This window comes from Streptomyces sp. NPDC048270 (genome assembly GCF_040652335.1).
GTDB lineage: Bacteria > Actinomycetota > Actinomycetes > Streptomycetales > Streptomycetaceae > Streptomyces.
Genome location: NZ_JBEZLV010000039.1, coordinates 35183 through 51216, shown reverse-complemented (window position 1 = coordinate 51216; position 16034 = coordinate 35183). Strand labels below are relative to the sequence as shown.

Here is a 16034-nt window from a genome sequence, read left to right as displayed (position 1 = left end):
CGCCGCCTACGATGACCGGCCATGGAGACGAGTGAGGCCGGCAGACAGCTGATCGACGGCCGTTTCGAGCTGGTCGCGCCCCTGGGCAGCGGCGGCATGGGCACGGTGTGGCGCGCCCGCGACATCGCACTGCACCGCGAGGTCGCGCTCAAAGAGGTGCGCCCGCCGGACCCGGCGACCGCCGCGGCCCAGCCGGGCCTCGCCGACCAGCTGCGCGAGCGGGCCGTCCGCGAGGCCCGGGCCCTGGCCCGCCTCGCCCACCCGCACGTGGTGACGATCCACCACATCGTCGAGCCCGCCCAGGGCACGGACGGTCATCCGTGGATCGTGATGGAGCTGGTCAGGGGCGGTTCCCTGCACGACCGGCTGGCCTCCGGACCGCTGCCGCCGGGGGACGTGCTCCGGCTCGGCCGCGACGTGCTGTCCGCCCTGCGCGCCGCGCACGCCGAAGGGGTCCTGCACCGCGACGTGAAACCGGCCAACGTGCTGCTGCGGCCCGACGGGTCGGCGGTGCTCACCGACTTCGGCATCGCCGCCCTGCACGGCTCGACCGGCCTCACCTCCACGGGCGTGCTGATCGGCTCGCCGGAGTACATCGCACCCGAGCGCGTCCGCGGCGAGGAGGGGCTGGCCGCCTCCGACCTGTGGTCCCTCGGCATGCTGCTGTACGTGGCCGCGGAAGGCGTCCACCCGCTGCGCCGGGCCACCAGCCTGGCCACCGTGGTGGCGGTGCTCGACGAGCCGATCCCGGCCCCCGTACGCTCCGGCCCGCTGGCGCCCGTACTGGAACGGCTGCTCGTACGGGATCCGGGCGCGCGGCCCGACGCCGAGCAGCTGGAACAGCTGCTCCGGGATGCGAGCACCGCTCTCGCCACGGCCCCGGCGGCCCCCGCGGCCGCGCCTCCCGTCGGGCAGTACGGGCCGCCCACACCGCCGCCGTTCGGCCCGGTGCCCCACCCGTACGCGGTCACCGCGCCCCTCCCGCCGGCGCAGGCGACCCCGCGCAGGCGCCCGGTCCTGCTCGGCGCGGCCCTCGCGGCGGTCCTCGTCGCCGGTACGGTCGGCATCGTCAAGTGGCTGCCGGACGGCACCGGCCAGGGCGATGGCGCGAAGGCCGGCTCCGGCGGCCCGAGCCGGAGCGCAGGCGCCGACCCCGCAGGCGGCCAGGTCTCCGCGGCCCCCTCGACCCCCGGCCCCAAGGCCAGTGCGCAGAAGGGCGCCACCCCCGAGGGCAGCCTGCTCACCCCGGCCAACATCCGGACCGCGCTGGCGGCCCTGAAGGGCCAGACCGGCACCACCAGCTTCGTGAACCTGCGGATCTACGACTCCTACGTCATCGCCGCCGTGCCCACCGCCCCCGGAGCCAAGACCGTCGACTCCTGGCAGTACCGCGACGGCGCGGTCACCCGCACCGGCCCCGCCGGCACGGTCAAGGACCGCGTTCCGCTCATCGACATGGAGAAGGTCGAATGGGACACCCTGCCCGCCCTCCTGGAGCAGGCCGGACGGGAGCTGGGCGTGGCGAACCCGACCTCCCGCTACGTGATCGTCGAGCCCTGGATGATGGACCAGAGCCCTTCCATGCGGCCCTACCTCAGCGACGAGTACGGGCAGGGCGGCTACGTGCTGGCCGGCACCGACGGAAAGGTCAGGAAGGTGTACCGCTCCTGACGCGGGGCCGGGCCGGGGGCGCGCGCCTGCGATCCTGATCTCCGTACGCGCGGAGAAACGTTTCGAGGAGCACCACGACCATGCCGACCTGGGGCACCACACTCACGGCCGCCGGAATATCCGGCACCCGGCTGCGGAGCGACTACACCCACGCCGCCCGCCGGGTGCTGCGCCGCGAACCCGCCCCCTACCTCGCGCTGCGCCTGCTCGCCGCGCCGCCCCTGGTGCCCTGGCTCGCCGCGGGACTCGCCTTCATGAACCTGGTCGACGACGTGGCCGAGACCGGAACCCCGGCTTCGAGGGCCGCCAACCTGGCCGAGCTGTCCGGGCGCGTCGAAGCGGCCCTGAAGACCGGGGACAGCCCCGACCCGCTGCTGCGCGCGTACGCGCACGCCGTGGACTCCCGCGCCCTGCCCGCGCACTGGGTCTCCCGGTTCCTCGAGGGCGCCGCCACCGCGGAGGCCGGTTTCGAAGGCTTCGCCGCCGAGGAGGACTTCCAGGACTACCTCGACGCCTACGCCTGGCCGGGCGTGCTGGTCTTCACCGGCCTCCAGTACCAGGGCGGCCCCGACGCCGAACAGGCCGCGGCCTGGCGGCGGTTCGTCGACGCCGCCCAGCGCGTCGACTTCCTCGCCGACCTCGCCGGGGACCTGGCGGACGGCCGCCTCTGCATTCCGCGTGCCCGCCTCGACGAGCACTCAGTGACCCGCGCCGACCTCGAACAGGCCCGGGACACCCCGGCCGTACGCGCGCTCCTCACCGCCGAGGCCGGCCGGGCCCGGGCCGCCCTGGAGGCCGCCGACGGCATCCTCGCCCTCGTCGACCCCGGCCTGCGCCCCGTCACCGCCACGATGGGGGAGCTGATGGCCCACCAGCTCGCGGCGGTGGAGCGCGCGGGATCCGCGGCCCTGCGCAGGGACGTCGGCTACGGCCTGGTGGCCCCCCTGCGCACCCTGCTCAAAGCGCGCGCCGCGGCGCGGCGGTGACACCGCCGCGTCAGTAGGGGCCGTTGACGTTGTCGATGGAGCCGTAGCGGGCGGCCGCGTAGTTGCAGGCGGCCGTGATGTTCGCGACGGGGTCGTAGGAGTCCAGCGAGGTGCCGGGCACGTGGTAGGCCTTGAACGTCGGGTCGATGACCTGGAGCAGGCCCTTGGAGGGGATCCCGTTCTGGGCGTTGATGTCCCAGAGGTTGATCGCCTTCGGATTGCCCGAGGATTCCCGCATCACATTGCGGTGAATTCCGTTGTAGGTCCCGGGAATGCCGTGCTTCGCCATGACGTCGAGGGACTCGCGGATCCACCCGTCGAGATTGTTCGCGTAGGTGGTGGCGGCGGGGGCCGCGGCGGTGCTCTTGGCCGGGGTACCGAGGGTCAGTTTGAGCCCGGGCCGGATGATCGACGGGTCGGCGCCGACGATGCTCTTGTTCGCCGCGTACAGCTGCTCCCAGCCGCCGCTCACGGAATGCTGCGCCGCGATCTTGGCAAGCGAGTCACCGGCCACCACGGAATACGACGCGGGAGCGGCGGCCACGGGGGCCGCGACCGCGGAACGGGCCGCGGGAACCGCGGCCGCCTCCGCCGCCCCGGCGGTGGTCGTGCTGATCAGAGGGAGGGCGAGCGCCGCGCCGCCCGTGCCGGCGAGCGCCAGCTTGCGGGTGATCGGGTGCTGCTTGGGCCGGCGGTGCTTTCCCTTTGCGGACATGGCGCATTTCCTCACGTGGGGGGGACGGAGAGGCCCCGGAGGTGGCCGGTTTGGGGAGCGGGTCCGCCGGGAATGAGGGTGACCGTAGGCGAGCTCGCGGCGCGGGAACAAGGCCCGAATTCCACCAGTAGATCGACTTCCTGCCCGATGCCGCGGAAATGACCTTGCCGGGCGCTTCGCGCATTTCCCAACTTTCTTTCCGGGAAAAGGGAATCGACCCTTCGAAGGAATTGATGTTGATGCGTTCCGAGTGACTCACATCACGGGCCGCAGGCCTGCTCGCGGCTGCCTGGTGAATACGGGCAAGTCCGCTCTCCGCGGGCCGGATTCGGGCGACAGGTGCGTTGCAGGCGAATCGCCCATCGTGGACGTTTTCCGGTCACGGTTTCCGGCTGTACGCCTGCCCGCCCGGACACCCCGCCGCCCCGCCCCGGCCCGGATACCCCGCCCCGGCCCGCCTTGCCGTCCGCCCCGCCCCGGGCCGCCCGCCGCCCGGCCCGGCCCCGGGTCTCAGAGCTCCGCCAGCCGCTCCAGGGCGGCCGTCACCGCCGCCCCCGAGGCCGGCAGCAGCGGGAGGCGTACGCCGGGCGCCGGGATCCGGCCCTGTGCGTGCAGCACGCCCTTGACGACCGCCGGATTCGGCTCTGCGAAGACCGCAGCGGACATCCGGGCCAGGGCGTGCCCCAGCGGCCTGGCCCGCGCCACGTCACCCGCCCGCCAGGCCCGGGCGAGCTCCGCGAACCGGTCCGTCGCCAGATGGGCCGAGGCCAGGATCCCGCCGGCCGCACCCAGGGCCAGCATCGGCGAGAGGTAGGCGTCGTCCCCGGCCAGCACCTCGAAGCCGTCCGGCAGGTCCCCGAGCAGCGCCACGGCGTCCTCCCCGACCGAGCCGCCCGCGTACTTCACGCCGGCGACCCCGTCCAGGGAGCCCAGCGCCCGCAGGGTGACGGCGTCGAGCGACTGCCCGGTCCGGTACGGGACGTGATAGACGATCAGCGGTACCGGGCTCACCTCGGCCAGCCGCGTGAAGTGCGCCAGCACCCCCGCCGCCGAGGGTCGTACGAACGCGGGTACGGCCACCAGTGCCGCCCGCGCCTGCGGCCACCCGGCCAGCCGGACCAGCGAGGCCTCGGCGGCCCGCGTCCCGCTCGCCCCGGCGCCCACCGTCAGCAGTGCGCCCCGCTCCTCGCAGACCCGGGCGCACACGCCGGTGACGAGGTCGCGCTCCGCCTCGTCGAGCATGGCCGCCTCGGACGTGGTGCCGAGGGCGACGATCCCGGCAGCGCCCCCGTCGAGCACCTCGTGGGCGAGTGCCTCCAGGGCCTCGGCGGCGATCTCCCCGGCGCGGGTGAAGGGGGTGACCAGCGGGACGTGGACCCCGCGCAGGGAGGGGCCCGCCCCGGGATCGGCGGTCGCGACCGAGCCGGCCGTGCCCGTTGTGCCCGTCGTGCCCGTCGTGCCCGTCGTGCCCGTCGTGCCGGCCGCGGCCGTCGTGCCGACCGGGCCGGCCGTGTGCGCCGTGGTGTCCGTCGTATGCCTGGTGTCAGTGGTGTCCTGTGCCATGCCGTCGAGCCTCGCCCGCCCCGAGCGCCGAATCCAGTTCGCGTTTCTTACCCCACCCGTAAGCTGAGCCGATGCTCGATGTACGACGCCTGCGACTGCTGCGCGAACTGGCCCGCCGCGGGACCATCGCCGCCGTCGCCGAAGCCCTCGCCTTCAGCCCTTCGGCGGTATCCCAGCAACTCGCCGTCCTCGAACGCGAAGCAGGGCTCCCGCTGCTGGAACGCACCGGACGCCGGGTCCGCCTGACCCCGGCCGGGCAGCACCTGGTGGGCCACGCCGAGGCCGTGCTCGAACGACTGGAACAGGCCGAGTCCGATCTCGCCGAGGCCCGCGGCGGCCTGGCCGGAGCCCTGCGCATCGGGGCCTTCCCCACCGCCACCCGGGCCATCGTCCCGGCCGCCCTGTCCGCCCTCGCCCGGCGCCACCCGGGACTCGAGCCCATGGTCCGCGAGACCGACCCGGCGGCGGTCGCGCACGCGCTGCGCTCCGGCGACCTCGACGTGGCCCTGGTCCACGCCTACGACTTCGTGCCCGCCGCCCGGGAGCCCGGTCTGGCCACGGAGCCGCTGTACCGGGAGGCGATGTACCTGGCGGCGCCGGCCGCGGGAGTCCCCGAACCGCCCCCGGGAGACGACCAGGGCGCCGTCCTGCGCGCGCACGCGGAGGACCCCTGGATCACCGCCACCCCCGGCACCCTCTGCCACGCCATGACGGAACGGGCCTGCCAGGCCGCCGGGTTCACCCCCCGGGTCCGCCACCGGGTCGACGAGTTCGCCACCGTGCTCGCCCTGGTCGCGGCCGGCCAGGGCGTGGCCGTCGTACCGCAGCTCGGGGTCACCGGCCCCGCCGACCCGGCCGTCCGCCTCACCCGCCTGCGTATGCAGCGCCGCACCAACCTCGCCTTCCGCAGCGGGGCCGGCGCCCACCCGGCGGTGGCCGCGTTCGGCGCCGCCCTGCGCGCCTGCGTACCCCCTGAGCTGGCCGGATCTCGCGCCCCGGAGTGAGGCAACTCCCTTACCGGGCGGCGCCCGTGTACGTTCTGACCGAGAACCGACGAGAGCAGAACGGGGTTACGACGTGACGCACCGCGTACGAGGGGTCATCGCCCGGAGCAAGGGCGCACCGGTGGAGACGACGACGATCCTCGTGCCCGACCCGGGGCCCGGCGAGGCGCTCGTCCGCGTCCAGGCCTGCGGGGTCTGCCACACCGACCTCCACTACCGCGAGGGCGGCATCAACGACGCGTTCCCCTTCCTGCTCGGCCACGAGGCCGCCGGGATCGTGGAATCGGTCGGCCCGGACGTCACCTCCGTGGCCCCCGGCGACTTCGTGGTCCTCAACTGGCGAGCGGTGTGCGGTACCTGCCGGGCCTGCAGGCGCGGCCGCCCCTGGTACTGCTTCGCCACGCACAACGCCACCCAGCCGATGACCCTGGAGGACGGCACCCCGCTGTCCCCGGCGCTCGGGATCGGAGCCTTCGCCGAGAAGACCCTGGTCGCGGCCGGCCAGTGCACCAAGGTGGACCCGGCCGCCTCGCCGGCGGCCGCCGGGCTGCTCGGCTGCGGGGTGATGGCGGGCCTCGGCGCCGCCCTGAACACGGGCAGCGTCGGGCGCGGCGACTCCGTGGCCGTCATCGGGTGCGGGGGAGTGGGCAACGCGGCCGTGGCGGGAGCCCGGCTGGCCGGCGCCTCGAAGATCATCGCGGTGGACCTGGACGACCGGAAGCTGGAGTGGGCGCGCGGCCTGGGCGCCACCCACACCGTCAACGGCCGCACCGAGGACGTGGTCAAGGCCGTGCAGGCCCTCACCGACGGCAACGGCGCCGACGTGGTCATCGAGGCGGTCGGCCGCCCCGAGACCTACCGGCAGGCCTTCTACGCCCGCGACCTCGCCGGCACCGTGGTCCTGGTCGGCGTCCCCACGCCGGAGATGAAGCTCGAACTCCCGCTCCTGGACGTCTTCGGCCGCGGCGGCGCCCTCAAGTCCTCCTGGTACGGGGACTGCCTGCCCGAGCGCGACTTCCCGCTGCTGGTCGACCTCTACCTCCAGGGCCGGCTCGACCTGGACGCCTTCGTCTCCGAGACCATCCCCCTCGACGGGGTGGAGGACGCCTTCGCCCGGATGGAGCGCGGCGAGGTCCTCCGCTCGGTGGTCGAGTTCCCGTAAGCCCCGGTCCGCCGCTGGGCCCCGTACTAGACTCACCGGAACGCCATCCCCGCGCTCCGGCCGCGACCCGGCCGGAGCACGGGCCCCGTACCTTCCGTACCTCGTATCCCAGGGGCCGTCCGTGACCATCGAGCACAGCTACCGCCAGCCCGGAACGGTTGTCACCGACCACCGGTTCACCGTCCCGCTGGACCACGCCCGCCCGGACGGCGAGCACATCGAGCTGTACGCCCGCGAGGTCGTCGCCGCCGGCAAGGACCCGGGGACCCTGCCGTGGCTGCTCTACCTGGAGGGCGGACCCGGCTTCGGCGCCCGGCGGCTCATCGGCCGGCAGGCATGGCTGGAGCGGGCCCTGGCCGACTACCGGGTCCTCCTGCTCGACCAGCGCGGAACCGGATGCTCCACACCGGTGAACCGGCAGACCCTGCCCCTGCGCGGCACCCCCGCGCAGCAGGCCGACCACCTCGCCCACTTCCGCGCCGACTCCATCGTGCGCGACGCCGAGGCCATCCGCCCCGCCCTGACCGGCGGCGCCCCGTGGACCGTGCTCGGCCAGAGCTTCGGCGGGTTCTGCACCACCCGCTACCTCTCCACGGCCCCCGAGGGCCTCAGCGCCGCCCTGATCACCGGCGGCCTCCCCTCGCTGACCGCCACCGCGGACGAGGTGTACGAGGCCGCGTACCCCCGCGTCGAGCGCAAGAACCAGGCCCACTACCGCCGTTACCCGATGGATGTCGAGCGCGCCCGCCGGATCGCCGCCCACCTCGCCGAGCGTCCGGCCGAGCTCCCCGGCGGCTACCGCCTCACCGTCGAGGCCTTCCAGTCCCTCGGCATGATCCTCGGCTCCGGCGACGGCAGCCACCAACTGCACTACCTGCTGGAGGACGCCTTCGTCCGCACCGCCGCCGGCCCCGCCCTGTCCGACGCCTTCCTCGAGGGGGCCCGCGCGCTGCTCTCCTTCGCCGGGCACCCCCTCTACGCGCTGGTCCACGAGGCGTGCTACGCCCAGGACCCGGCCGCGCCCACCGCCTGGGCCGCCGAGCGGGTGCGCGCCGGGCACCCCCGCTTCGACGCGGCGAAGGCCCTCGCGGGGGACGAGCCCGTCCTGTTCACCGGCGAGACCATCCACCCCTGGCACTTCACCTCGGACCCCTCCCTCGCCCCGCTGCGCGAGACCGCCGAACTGCTGGCGGCCCGTACCGGCTGGGAACCCCTCTATGACCGGGCCCGGCTCGCCGCCAACGAGGTGCCGGCGGCCGCCGTCGTCTACCACGACGACATGTACGTGGACACCGCGCACTCCCTGGAGACCGCCCGAGCCGTCCGGGGGCTGCGGACCTGGGTGACGGACGAGTTCGAGCACGACGGCGTCCGCGCGGGCGGCCCACGCGTCCTGGACCGGCTGCTGGCCCTCGTCCGCGGCGAGGCCTGACCGGGCCGCGCCGGGCCCCGCCCCGGGCCGGTCCGCTCGTCTATCGTGCGACGCATGACCGAACAGCGTGATCAGCCCGAGCCCTTGCAGCCCATGCCCACCGACTGGCAGCGCGCCCTGGCCGTCGTCGCCCATCCGGACGACCTGGAGTACGGCTGCGCGGCCGCGATCGCGGACTGGACCGACGGGGGCCGCGAGGTCGTCTACCTGCTCGCCACGCGGGGCGAGGCGGGCATCGATACCCTGGCCCCCGCCGACTGCGCCCCGCTGCGTGAGGCGGAGCAGCGGGCGAGCGCGGCCGTGGTCGGCGTGTCCGAGGTGGAGTTCCTCGACCACCGCGACGGCGTCGTCGAGTACGGCCTCGGCCTGCGGCGGGACATCGCGGCGGCCATCCGACGGCACCGCCCGGAGCTGGTGATCACGCTCAACCACCGGGACACGTGGGGCGGTGCACAGGGCGGCGGTTTCTGGAACACCCCCGACCACAAGGCCGTGGGCCGGGCCGTGCTGGACGCGGCCGGTGACGCCGGAAACCGGTGGATCTTCCCCGAACTCCTCACCGAGCAGGGCCTGGAGCCGTGGAGCGGAGTGCGCTGGGTGGCGGTGGCCGGCTCCAGCACGCCGACGCACGCGGCCGACGCCGGTCCGGGCCTCGAGCGGTCGATCGCCTCCCTGCTGGAGCACAAGGCGTACATCGAGGTGCTCACGGACCAGGACCCGGCGGAGTACGTCCGCAGCTTCCTCACCGGCAACGCCCAGCAGGCCGCGGCCCGGTTCGGCGGGCGCCCGGCGGTCCCGTTCGAGGTCTTCCCCCGCTGACCGGCCGCCCCTAGGCTGACGCTCCGTCAGAAACCTACGAGGTTACGGGGGTGCAGCACACGTGATCGACACCGTCGCCACGGAGGTCGCGGAGGGGGAGGAGCGGATCCGGCTGGAGACCGGCGAGGACGGCCTCGCGGTCCTCACCCTGTGCCGCCCCGACAAGCTCAACGGCTGGAGCTGGGAGTCCACCCGTCAGCTGGGGCTGCTGGCGGACCGGATCCGCTTCGACCCCTCGGTCCGCGCCGTACTGCTGCGGGCCGAGGGCCGGGCCTTCTGCGCGGGCATCGACGTGACGGCGCCCGGCGGCGCGATCACCGGCGGATCGGCCGCCGAGCGGACCCGCAACTACTACGAGGGCATCCGCTGGGTCCACGAGCGCTTCGCGGTCCTCGCCCGCCTCCCGCAGCCGGTGGTGGCAGCCGTCCAGGGCTACTGCCTGGGCTTCGGTTTCGAGCTGGCCCTGATGGCCGACATCCGGGTGGCCGCCGAGGACGCCGTCTTCGCCCTCCCGGAGGCACAGCTGGGCGTGGCGGTGGACGCGGGCGGCGACCTGCGCATCGCCCGCGAGGCGGGGGCGGGCTGGGCCAAGTACCTGGCCCTGACCGGCCGCCGTATCGACGCGGCCACCGCGCAGCGCCTCCACTTGGTCCAACTCGTCGTGCCGGGCCCGGAGCTGGACGCCGCGGCCCGCGGCCTGGCGGCGGAGATCGCCGCGAACGCCCCCCTCGCGGTGCAGGGCATCAAGCGCGCGGTCGACGCCTACGCGGACGCCGCCCTGCCGGCCGCCCTCGACCGCGTCGCCATGACGGCCGCCCTCACCCTCACCTCGGACGACTGCCGCGAGGGCTACGCGGCCAAGGCCGCCCGCCGCCCCCCGCGCTTCACGGGGGGCTAGGGGGTCGCGGACGGCGGAAGCGGGCCGGGTCAGGCGCCGAAGGGCCCCCGCCCCAGCTGCTCGCGCACCGGCACGACCTCGGGGTTGACCAGCGCCCGGCGCTGCCAGTTCGCGCCGTCGACCACCAGGGTGTGGCCGGTGACGAACCGGGCGTACGGCGAGGCCAGGAAGGTCGCGGCCCACCCCAGCTCCCGGGGCTCGCCCACCCGCAGGGCGGGCTGCCGCCCGTCCTTGGCGTCGGGTGCGGCCCGGTCCAGGCCGCCGCGGATGTCCCCGGACATGTCGGCGTGCGGGAACAGCCCCGGCACCAGGCCGTTGACCTGGATGCCGTACGGGCCCCACTCGACGGCGAGGGTCTCCACCAGGTTCTTCACCCCCGCCTTGGCGGCCGCGCTGTGGGCGAAGCCCGGCCCGCCCGTCCAGGCGTACGAGGCGCCGATGTTCACGATCGACCCCGGGGTCCGCGCGGCGAGGTGGCGGCGGCCGAACTCCCGCGTCATGAACCACGTGCCGGTCAGGGTGATGTCCACCACGGCCCGCCAGGCGTTCGGCGAGAGGTCCTCGGCAGGGGACGGAAAGTTGGCGGCCGCGTTGTTGACCAGGACGTCCGGCAGCCCGAAGGCGGCCTCGGCCGCGTCGAAGACGTCCGCGACCCGCTCCGGGTCGCGGATGTCGCACACGGCGGCCGTCACCCGGCCCGCGCCGGGTACGGCCGCCAGTTCGTCCCGCGCCGCCGCCAGCTGCTCGGCCCGGCGGCTCGCGATCACCAGATCGGCGCCGAGCCGTGCGAACTCGGCGGCGATGGCCTTGCCCAGCCCGGTGCCGCCGCCGGTCACGAGGACCACCTGCCCCGCGTACGTACCGGGGGGCAGGGCGGCGGCGCCGAGCGGCGGGGGCGCGGGCAGGCCGCGCCGGGAGTCGTCCGTCATGGGGCATCGATAGCGCGCGGGCGCCGAGATCACCAGGCCCCGGACGGGATCAGCTCTGCGGGGTGTACGCCTGCCGGCCCGCGCAGGTCCAGATCACGGCGCCCGACCCGACGCCGTCCCAGCCCCAGTAGCTGCCGCCCACCCGGTCGTCGTCCGAGACCGCGAAGGCCTCGCTGCGCGCGTCCTGGGTGGCGCCTGCGGGGTGGGGCAGCGCCTTGGCCGCGCCCGCCCCCGGCCAGTACGCGGCCCGGATGTGGTTGGGGTAGCCCTCGACGAAGGTCACGGCCGAGCCGACCGCCGTGTTCGCGGTCGGGCTGACGGCGTCGAGCGTGAGGTGCTCGTACCCGGCGACCAGCCCGGGGCCGGCCGGCAGGGCGTCGTACGGCCGCTTCCAGACGGCCGGCTTGCGCTCCTGCCAGTCCCGGTGGCTGAGCTTCTCGTAGCCGACGACCCGCCCCTTGTCGTCGATGCCGGTCGCGTGGGTGCCGACGGTCTGGTCGCCGTCGTTCCACACCGGGAGGCTCGCGGTCGGGTAGCCGCCTGCGGGCCAGACCACGGGGAAGGTCTTGCTGACGATCTGGTCGTTGTCCTGGTCCCAGTAGTTCGTGTACGCGGTGCCGAGGACGTCGCCGCGCCTGTTGATGCCGTTCACCGAGCTGATGACGGTGCTCGGGTGCGCGTCGGCGGGGACGGGCAGCTCGCGCGCCACCTTGCCGTTCACCCACTCCTTGGCGACGCCGTCGTCCAGGGCGACCACGTGGCCCGCGTCGTTGACCTCGGCCCCGCCGGACCGCGCGGACGTGGCGGTGACCAGCCGGACCGACCCGGCGCCGAGCTGGTAGGTGAAGGCGGCGCCGGGGGAGCCCTGCGCGGTGCTCCGCACGGTGCCCGCCATCAGACCCTTGCCGTTCACGGCCGTGACCGTGCCCTCCTGGAAGCCCTCCGGCATCGGCACCGCGTGGACGCGCCCGTCCGCGGTCCAGTACGCGGGCAGCCCGGAGCTGGACCCCACCGCCAGCCCGTCCGGGCCGAAGGCGCGGACCGATCCCGCGGGACCGCCCGTCAGGGAGGGCAGCACGGTGATCCCCGGCGTGCACGCCGGACCGGCCGCCGCGGCCGGTCCGGCGGCGGTGATCAGCCCCGCGAGGACGGCTGCGGTCGCGGCGGCGGACGTGGTACCTCTCATACGGCTTCTGTTCATGGGACGGTTCCCCCCGATGGTCGTGTCATATGCCTGAGGAAGACTGCCTGTTGATGCTAATCGGGCCACCCCGGCGGGGTCGCCCGCTTTCCGTGCGCGTCCCCGCGCGGTTCCGAGGGGTCCCCGTGGTTCACAGAAGGGCAAGCGACCGCTTAGTATGCCCGCGGAGCGTGGTTCCTCGACGGCGGCTGGAGGCCCCGGATGCAGGCATGGCGAGTACACACCCTGGGAGAGCCCCGAGAGGCCATGCGCCTCGAGGAGATCCCCGAACCGGTGCCCGGCGAGGGCGAGGTGAGGCTGAAGGTGCTCGCGGCGAACCTGAACTTCCCCGACGCGCTCCTCGTGCGGGGCCAGTACCAGATCCGCCCCCCGCTGCCCTTCACCCCCGGCGTCGAGATCTGCGGCCTGACCGAAGACGGCCGCCGCGTCATCGCCAACCCGAGCCTGCCCCACGGCGGCTTCGCCGAATACGTGGTCGCGCCCGAACGGGCCCTGCTCCCGGCCCCCGAGAGCCTCGACGACGCCCAGGCCGCGGCCCTGCACATCGGCTACCAGACCGGCTGGTTCGCACTGCACCGCCGGGCCCGCCTCCAGGCGGGCGAGACCCTGCTCGTCCACGCCGCCGCCGGCGGGGTCGGCAGCGCCGCCGTCCAGCTCGGCAAGGCCGCCGGGGCCACCGTCATCGGAGTCGCCGGCGGCAAGGCCAAGGTGCGCGTCGCCGAGGAGCTCGGCTGCGACCTGGTGATCGACCGCCGGGCCGAGGACGTGGTCGCCCGGGTCAAGGAGTTCACCGGCGGCCGCGGGGCCGACGTCGTCTACGACCCCGTCGGCGGCGACTCCTACACCGCCTCCGCCAAGTGCGTGGCCTTCGAGGGCCGGATCGTCATCGTCGGCTTCGCGAGCGGCACCGTCCCCGCGCCCGCCCTCAACCACGCCCTCATCAAGAACTACTCGATCCTCGGCCTCCACTGGGGGCTCTACGCCGCCAAGGACCCGGCCTCGATCGGCGCCTGCCACACCGAACTCACCCGCCTGGCCGCCGAAGGCGCCATCAAGCCCCTGGTCAGCGAGACCATCGCGCTCCCCGCCGTCGCCGACGCCGTGCAGCGCCTCGCCGACGGCGCCACCACCGGCCGGGTGGTCCTGGCCATGCCCGGGGACCGGGGTGTCTCCCGATGACCGCCGCCACCGCCGAGCACCTGCTCACCCGCGTACGCGGCCTGCTGGCCGCCCACCCGCCCGCCACCACCTCCCGTACGGACTTCCTGCGCGCCCGGTTCGACGCCGGACTGGCGTGGGTCCACTACCCCGAGGGGCTCGGCGGCCTCGGCGCGCCCCGGTCCCTCCAGGCCGTCGTCGACGCCGAACTGGAGGCCGCCGGAGCCCCCGACAACGACCCGCGCCGGATCGGCATCGGGCTCGGCATGGCCGCGCCCACGATCCTCGCGTACGGCACCGAGGAGCAGAAGCGGCGCTTCCTGCGCCCCCTGTGGCTCGGCGAAGAGGTCTGGTGCCAGCTCTTCAGCGAGCCCGGCGCCGGCTCCGACCTGGCCGCGCTGGGCACCCGCGCCGTCCTCGACGAGGAGTCCCGGGAGTGGGTGGTCGACGGCCAGAAGGTGTGGACCTCCAGCGCCCACACCGCCCGCTGGGCCATCCTGATCGCCCGCACCGACCCGGCACAGCCCAAGCACCGGGGCATCACCTACTTCCTGTGCGACATGCACGACCCCGGCGTCGAGGTCCGGCCGCTGCGCCAGATCACCGGCGAGGCCGAGTTCAACGAGGTCTTCCTCACCGGCGTGCGCATCCCCGACGCCCACCGGCTCGGCGCCGTCGGCGACGGCTGGGCGGTGGCCCGCACCACCCTGATGAACGAGCGCGTCTCCATCGGCGGCATGCGCATCCCGCGCGAGGGCGGCATGATCGCGCCGGTCGCCGCCGCCTGGCGCGAACGCCCCGCACTGCGCACCCACGCCCTCCACCAGCGGCTGCTGGAGCTGTGGGTGGAGGCCGAGGTCGCCCGCCTCACCGGTGAACGGCTGCGCCAGCAGCTCGCCGTCGGCCAGCCCGGCCCCGAGGGGTCCGGCATGAAGCTCACCTTCGCCCGCCTCAACCAGGAGATCAGCGCCCTGGAAGTCGAACTCCTCGCGGAGGAGGGCCTGTCCTACGAGGACTGGACCCTGCGCCGGCCCGAACTGGTCGACTTCACCGGCCGCGACGCCGGCTACCGCTACCTGCGCGCCAAGGGCAACAGCATCGAGGGCGGCACCAGCGAGGTCCTCCTCAACATCGTCGCCGAACGCGTGCTGGGCCTGCCGTCCGAGCCGCGCGACGACAAGGACCTCGCCTGGAAGGACCTCGCCCGATGACGACGCCGACGACCCCCACGACCCCGGCGGACCTGCTCTACTCCGAGGCAGAGGACGAACTGCGCACCGCCGTACGGTCCCTCCTGGAGGCCCGCTGCACACCGGCGGGCATCCTCGCCCGGATCGAGACCGACCGGCCCCACGACCCGGCCCTGTGGAGCACCCTCGCCGCCGGGATCGGCGCGGCCGGGCTCCTCGTACCGGAGAAGCTCGGCGGCCAGGGCGCGAGCCACCGCGAGGCGGCCGTGGTCCTGGAGGAGCTGGGCCGGGCCGTGGCGCCCGCCCCGTACCTGACGAGCGCGGTGCTCGCCACCGAGATCCTGCTCGGCTGCGACACCGAGGACGCCGTCCCGCTGCTGCGGGAGCTGGCCTCGGGGCGGCAGGTGTGCGTACCGGCCGTGCCGCTGACCCTCGCCCCCGGCGCCCCGCTGCCGGCCGCCGTCCGGGACTCCGGCGGCGGGACCCTGACCGGTACGGTCACCTCCGTCGCGGACGCCGTGGCCGCCGACGTCCTGCTGGTGCTCGCCGACACCGGGCTCTACGCCGTCCCCGCCGCCTCGGCCGGGATCACCCCGCAGGTCCCTCTCGACCTCACCCGCCCGCTGGCCGCCGTCACCCTCGACGGCGCGGCCGGCACCCGCCTCGCCGACCCCGCCACCGCCCGGGCGGCCGTCGCCGGGGCCCTGCTCTCCGGGGCCGGGCTGCTCGCCTCCGAGCAGCTGGGGATCGCCGAGTGGTGCCTGACGGAGACCGTCGGATACCTCAAGGTCCGCCACCAGTTCAACCGGCCCGTCGGCTCCTTCCAGGCCCTCAAGCACCGGCTCGCACGGCTCTGGCTCGACGTGGCCTCGGCCCGGGCGGCGGCGAGGGCCGCGGCCGACGCCCTGGCCACCCAGTCCCCGGACGCCCCGCTCACGGTCGCCGTCGCCCAGGCCTACTGCTCGGGCGTGGCGGTCCGGGCCGCCGAGGAGTGCGTCCAGCTGCACGGCGGCATCGGCATGACCTGGGAACACCCCGCGCACCTCTACCTCAAACGGGCCAAGGCCGACTCCCTGGCCCTGGGCACCGCGGGCCACCACCGCGGCCTGGTCGCCGACTTCGCGGAACTCCCGGCGCCGTAGGGGGCGCCCTGCCGGCCGGAACGGGCGCCCGGCGCCCCGCCCCGGCCGGCCCGGCGGCCCCGCCCCGGTCGATACCGGGGCCCGGGCCTGGCCGAACGGCCGATGCGGGGGCGGGGCCGGGTGCGGCACCCTCGACGGGTCGCCCCGAGAACACCCCGCCCCGT

Annotated in this window: 14 protein-coding genes; 10 read left to right on the top strand and 4 right to left on the bottom strand. The window is 75.0% G+C overall.

Translation table 11 applies throughout. The annotated features are described in order from the left end of the window. The first annotated feature begins 21 nt into the window (after positions 1–21). The gene (locus AB0D66_RS27855; protein WP_362309138.1) at positions 22–1671 is read left to right on the top strand and encodes a serine/threonine-protein kinase; all 1650 of its coding nucleotides are present in this window, start codon (positions 22–24) and stop codon (positions 1669–1671) included. Between the two features lie 80 nt (positions 1672–1751). Beyond that, on the top strand, positions 1752–2657 hold the full coding sequence (locus AB0D66_RS27850; RefSeq protein ID WP_362309135.1) for a squalene/phytoene synthase family protein: 906 nt from the start codon (positions 1752–1754) through the stop codon (positions 2655–2657). A gap of 10 nt (positions 2658–2667) precedes the next feature. Here AB0D66_RS27850 and AB0D66_RS27845 read toward each other — a convergent pair whose 3' ends face one another. Together AB0D66_RS27845 and AB0D66_RS27840 are read right to left on the bottom strand one after the other, a co-directional pair. Beyond that, entirely contained in the window at positions 2668–3372 is a 705-nt protein-coding gene (locus AB0D66_RS27845; RefSeq protein ID WP_362309132.1) for a LysM peptidoglycan-binding domain-containing protein, read from the bottom strand. Between the two features lie 510 nt (positions 3373–3882). Continuing rightward, positions 3883–4935, bottom strand: coding sequence for a dihydrodipicolinate synthase family protein (locus AB0D66_RS27840; protein ID WP_362309129.1), 1053 nt, complete (start codon positions 4933–4935; stop codon positions 3883–3885). A gap of 71 nt (positions 4936–5006) precedes the next feature. Between AB0D66_RS27840 and AB0D66_RS27835 the strand changes: the two genes are divergently transcribed. The 5 genes from AB0D66_RS27835 to AB0D66_RS27815 all read left to right on the top strand — a co-directional run bounded on the left by AB0D66_RS27835 (position 5007) and on the right by AB0D66_RS27815 (position 10250). Continuing rightward, positions 5007–5939: a LysR substrate-binding domain-containing protein gene (locus AB0D66_RS27835; RefSeq protein WP_362309126.1), complete on the top strand. Its 933-nt coding sequence runs from the start codon at positions 5007–5009 to the stop codon at positions 5937–5939. 73 nt (positions 5940–6012) lie between these two features. Next, a complete protein-coding gene (locus AB0D66_RS27830; RefSeq protein WP_362309123.1) occupies positions 6013–7101 on the top strand; it encodes an S-(hydroxymethyl)mycothiol dehydrogenase in 1089 nt (362 codons plus the stop codon). Positions 7102–7228: 127 nt separating this feature from the next. Beyond that, positions 7229–8533, top strand: coding sequence for an alpha/beta fold hydrolase (locus AB0D66_RS27825; protein WP_362309179.1), 1305 nt, complete (start codon positions 7229–7231; stop codon positions 8531–8533). A 54-nt stretch (positions 8534–8587) separates the two neighbouring features. After that, a complete protein-coding gene (locus tag AB0D66_RS27820; protein WP_362309120.1) occupies positions 8588–9352 on the top strand; it encodes a PIG-L family deacetylase in 765 nt (254 codons plus the stop codon). Between the two features lie 61 nt (positions 9353–9413). After that, complete coding sequence (locus AB0D66_RS27815) at positions 9414–10250, top strand: enoyl-CoA hydratase/isomerase family protein (RefSeq protein WP_362309117.1); 837 nt, start codon at positions 9414–9416, stop codon at positions 10248–10250. Between the two features lie 29 nt (positions 10251–10279). Here the strand turns inward: AB0D66_RS27815 and AB0D66_RS27810 are convergent, their stop codons facing one another. Further along, complete coding sequence (locus AB0D66_RS27810; RefSeq protein WP_362309114.1) at positions 10280–11179, bottom strand: SDR family oxidoreductase; 900 nt, start codon at positions 11177–11179, stop codon at positions 10280–10282. A gap of 49 nt (positions 11180–11228) precedes the next feature. Next, complete coding sequence (locus AB0D66_RS27805; protein ID WP_362309112.1) at positions 11229–12365, bottom strand: hypothetical protein; 1137 nt, start codon at positions 12363–12365, stop codon at positions 11229–11231. 216 nt (positions 12366–12581) lie between these two features. Between AB0D66_RS27805 and AB0D66_RS27800 the strand changes: the two genes are divergently transcribed. Genes AB0D66_RS27800 through AB0D66_RS27790 form a run of 3 tightly spaced genes read left to right on the top strand, consistent with a single transcriptional unit; the run spans position 12582 to position 15870 of the window. Next, the gene (locus AB0D66_RS27800) at positions 12582–13559 is read left to right on the top strand and encodes an NADPH:quinone oxidoreductase family protein (protein ID WP_362309109.1); all 978 of its coding nucleotides are present in this window, start codon (positions 12582–12584) and stop codon (positions 13557–13559) included. Next, positions 13556–14749 (top strand): acyl-CoA dehydrogenase family protein, encoded by a 1194-nt coding sequence (locus AB0D66_RS27795; protein ID WP_362309106.1) that lies wholly within the window; start codon positions 13556–13558, stop codon positions 14747–14749. The genes AB0D66_RS27800 and AB0D66_RS27795 overlap by 4 nt, the downstream gene beginning before the upstream one ends. Further along, a complete protein-coding gene (locus tag AB0D66_RS27790; RefSeq protein ID WP_362309103.1) occupies positions 14746–15870 on the top strand; it encodes an acyl-CoA dehydrogenase family protein in 1125 nt (374 codons plus the stop codon). The genes AB0D66_RS27795 and AB0D66_RS27790 overlap by 4 nt, the downstream gene beginning before the upstream one ends. Positions 15871–16034: the final 164 nt, after the last annotated feature.

Excerpts from the sequence above, each read along its gene's own strand:
- AB0D66_RS27820 (WP_362309120.1), top strand. The coding sequence starts at position 8,588 with ATGACCGAACAGCGTGATCAGCCCGAGCCCTTGCAGCCCATGCCCACC.
- AB0D66_RS27790 (WP_362309103.1), top strand. The coding sequence starts at position 14,746 with ATGACGACGCCGACGACCCCCACGACCCCGGCGGACCTGCTCTACTCC.
- AB0D66_RS27855 (WP_362309138.1), top strand. The coding sequence starts at position 22 with ATGGAGACGAGTGAGGCCGGCAGACAGCTGATCGACGGCCGTTTCGAG.
- AB0D66_RS27800 (WP_362309109.1), top strand. The coding sequence starts at position 12,582 with ATGCAGGCATGGCGAGTACACACCCTGGGAGAGCCCCGAGAGGCCATG.
- AB0D66_RS27795 (WP_362309106.1), top strand. The coding sequence starts at position 13,556 with ATGACCGCCGCCACCGCCGAGCACCTGCTCACCCGCGTACGCGGCCTG.
- AB0D66_RS27805 (WP_362309112.1), bottom strand. The coding sequence starts at position 12,365 with ATGAGAGGTACCACGTCCGCCGCCGCGACCGCAGCCGTCCTCGCGGGG.
- AB0D66_RS27850 (WP_362309135.1), top strand. The coding sequence starts at position 1,752 with ATGCCGACCTGGGGCACCACACTCACGGCCGCCGGAATATCCGGCACC.
- AB0D66_RS27845 (WP_362309132.1), bottom strand. The coding sequence starts at position 3,372 with ATGTCCGCAAAGGGAAAGCACCGCCGGCCCAAGCAGCACCCGATCACC.
- AB0D66_RS27810 (WP_362309114.1), bottom strand. The coding sequence starts at position 11,179 with ATGACGGACGACTCCCGGCGCGGCCTGCCCGCGCCCCCGCCGCTCGGC.
- AB0D66_RS27840 (WP_362309129.1), bottom strand. The coding sequence starts at position 4,935 with ATGGCACAGGACACCACTGACACCAGGCATACGACGGACACCACGGCG.
- AB0D66_RS27835 (WP_362309126.1), top strand. The coding sequence starts at position 5,007 with ATGCTCGATGTACGACGCCTGCGACTGCTGCGCGAACTGGCCCGCCGC.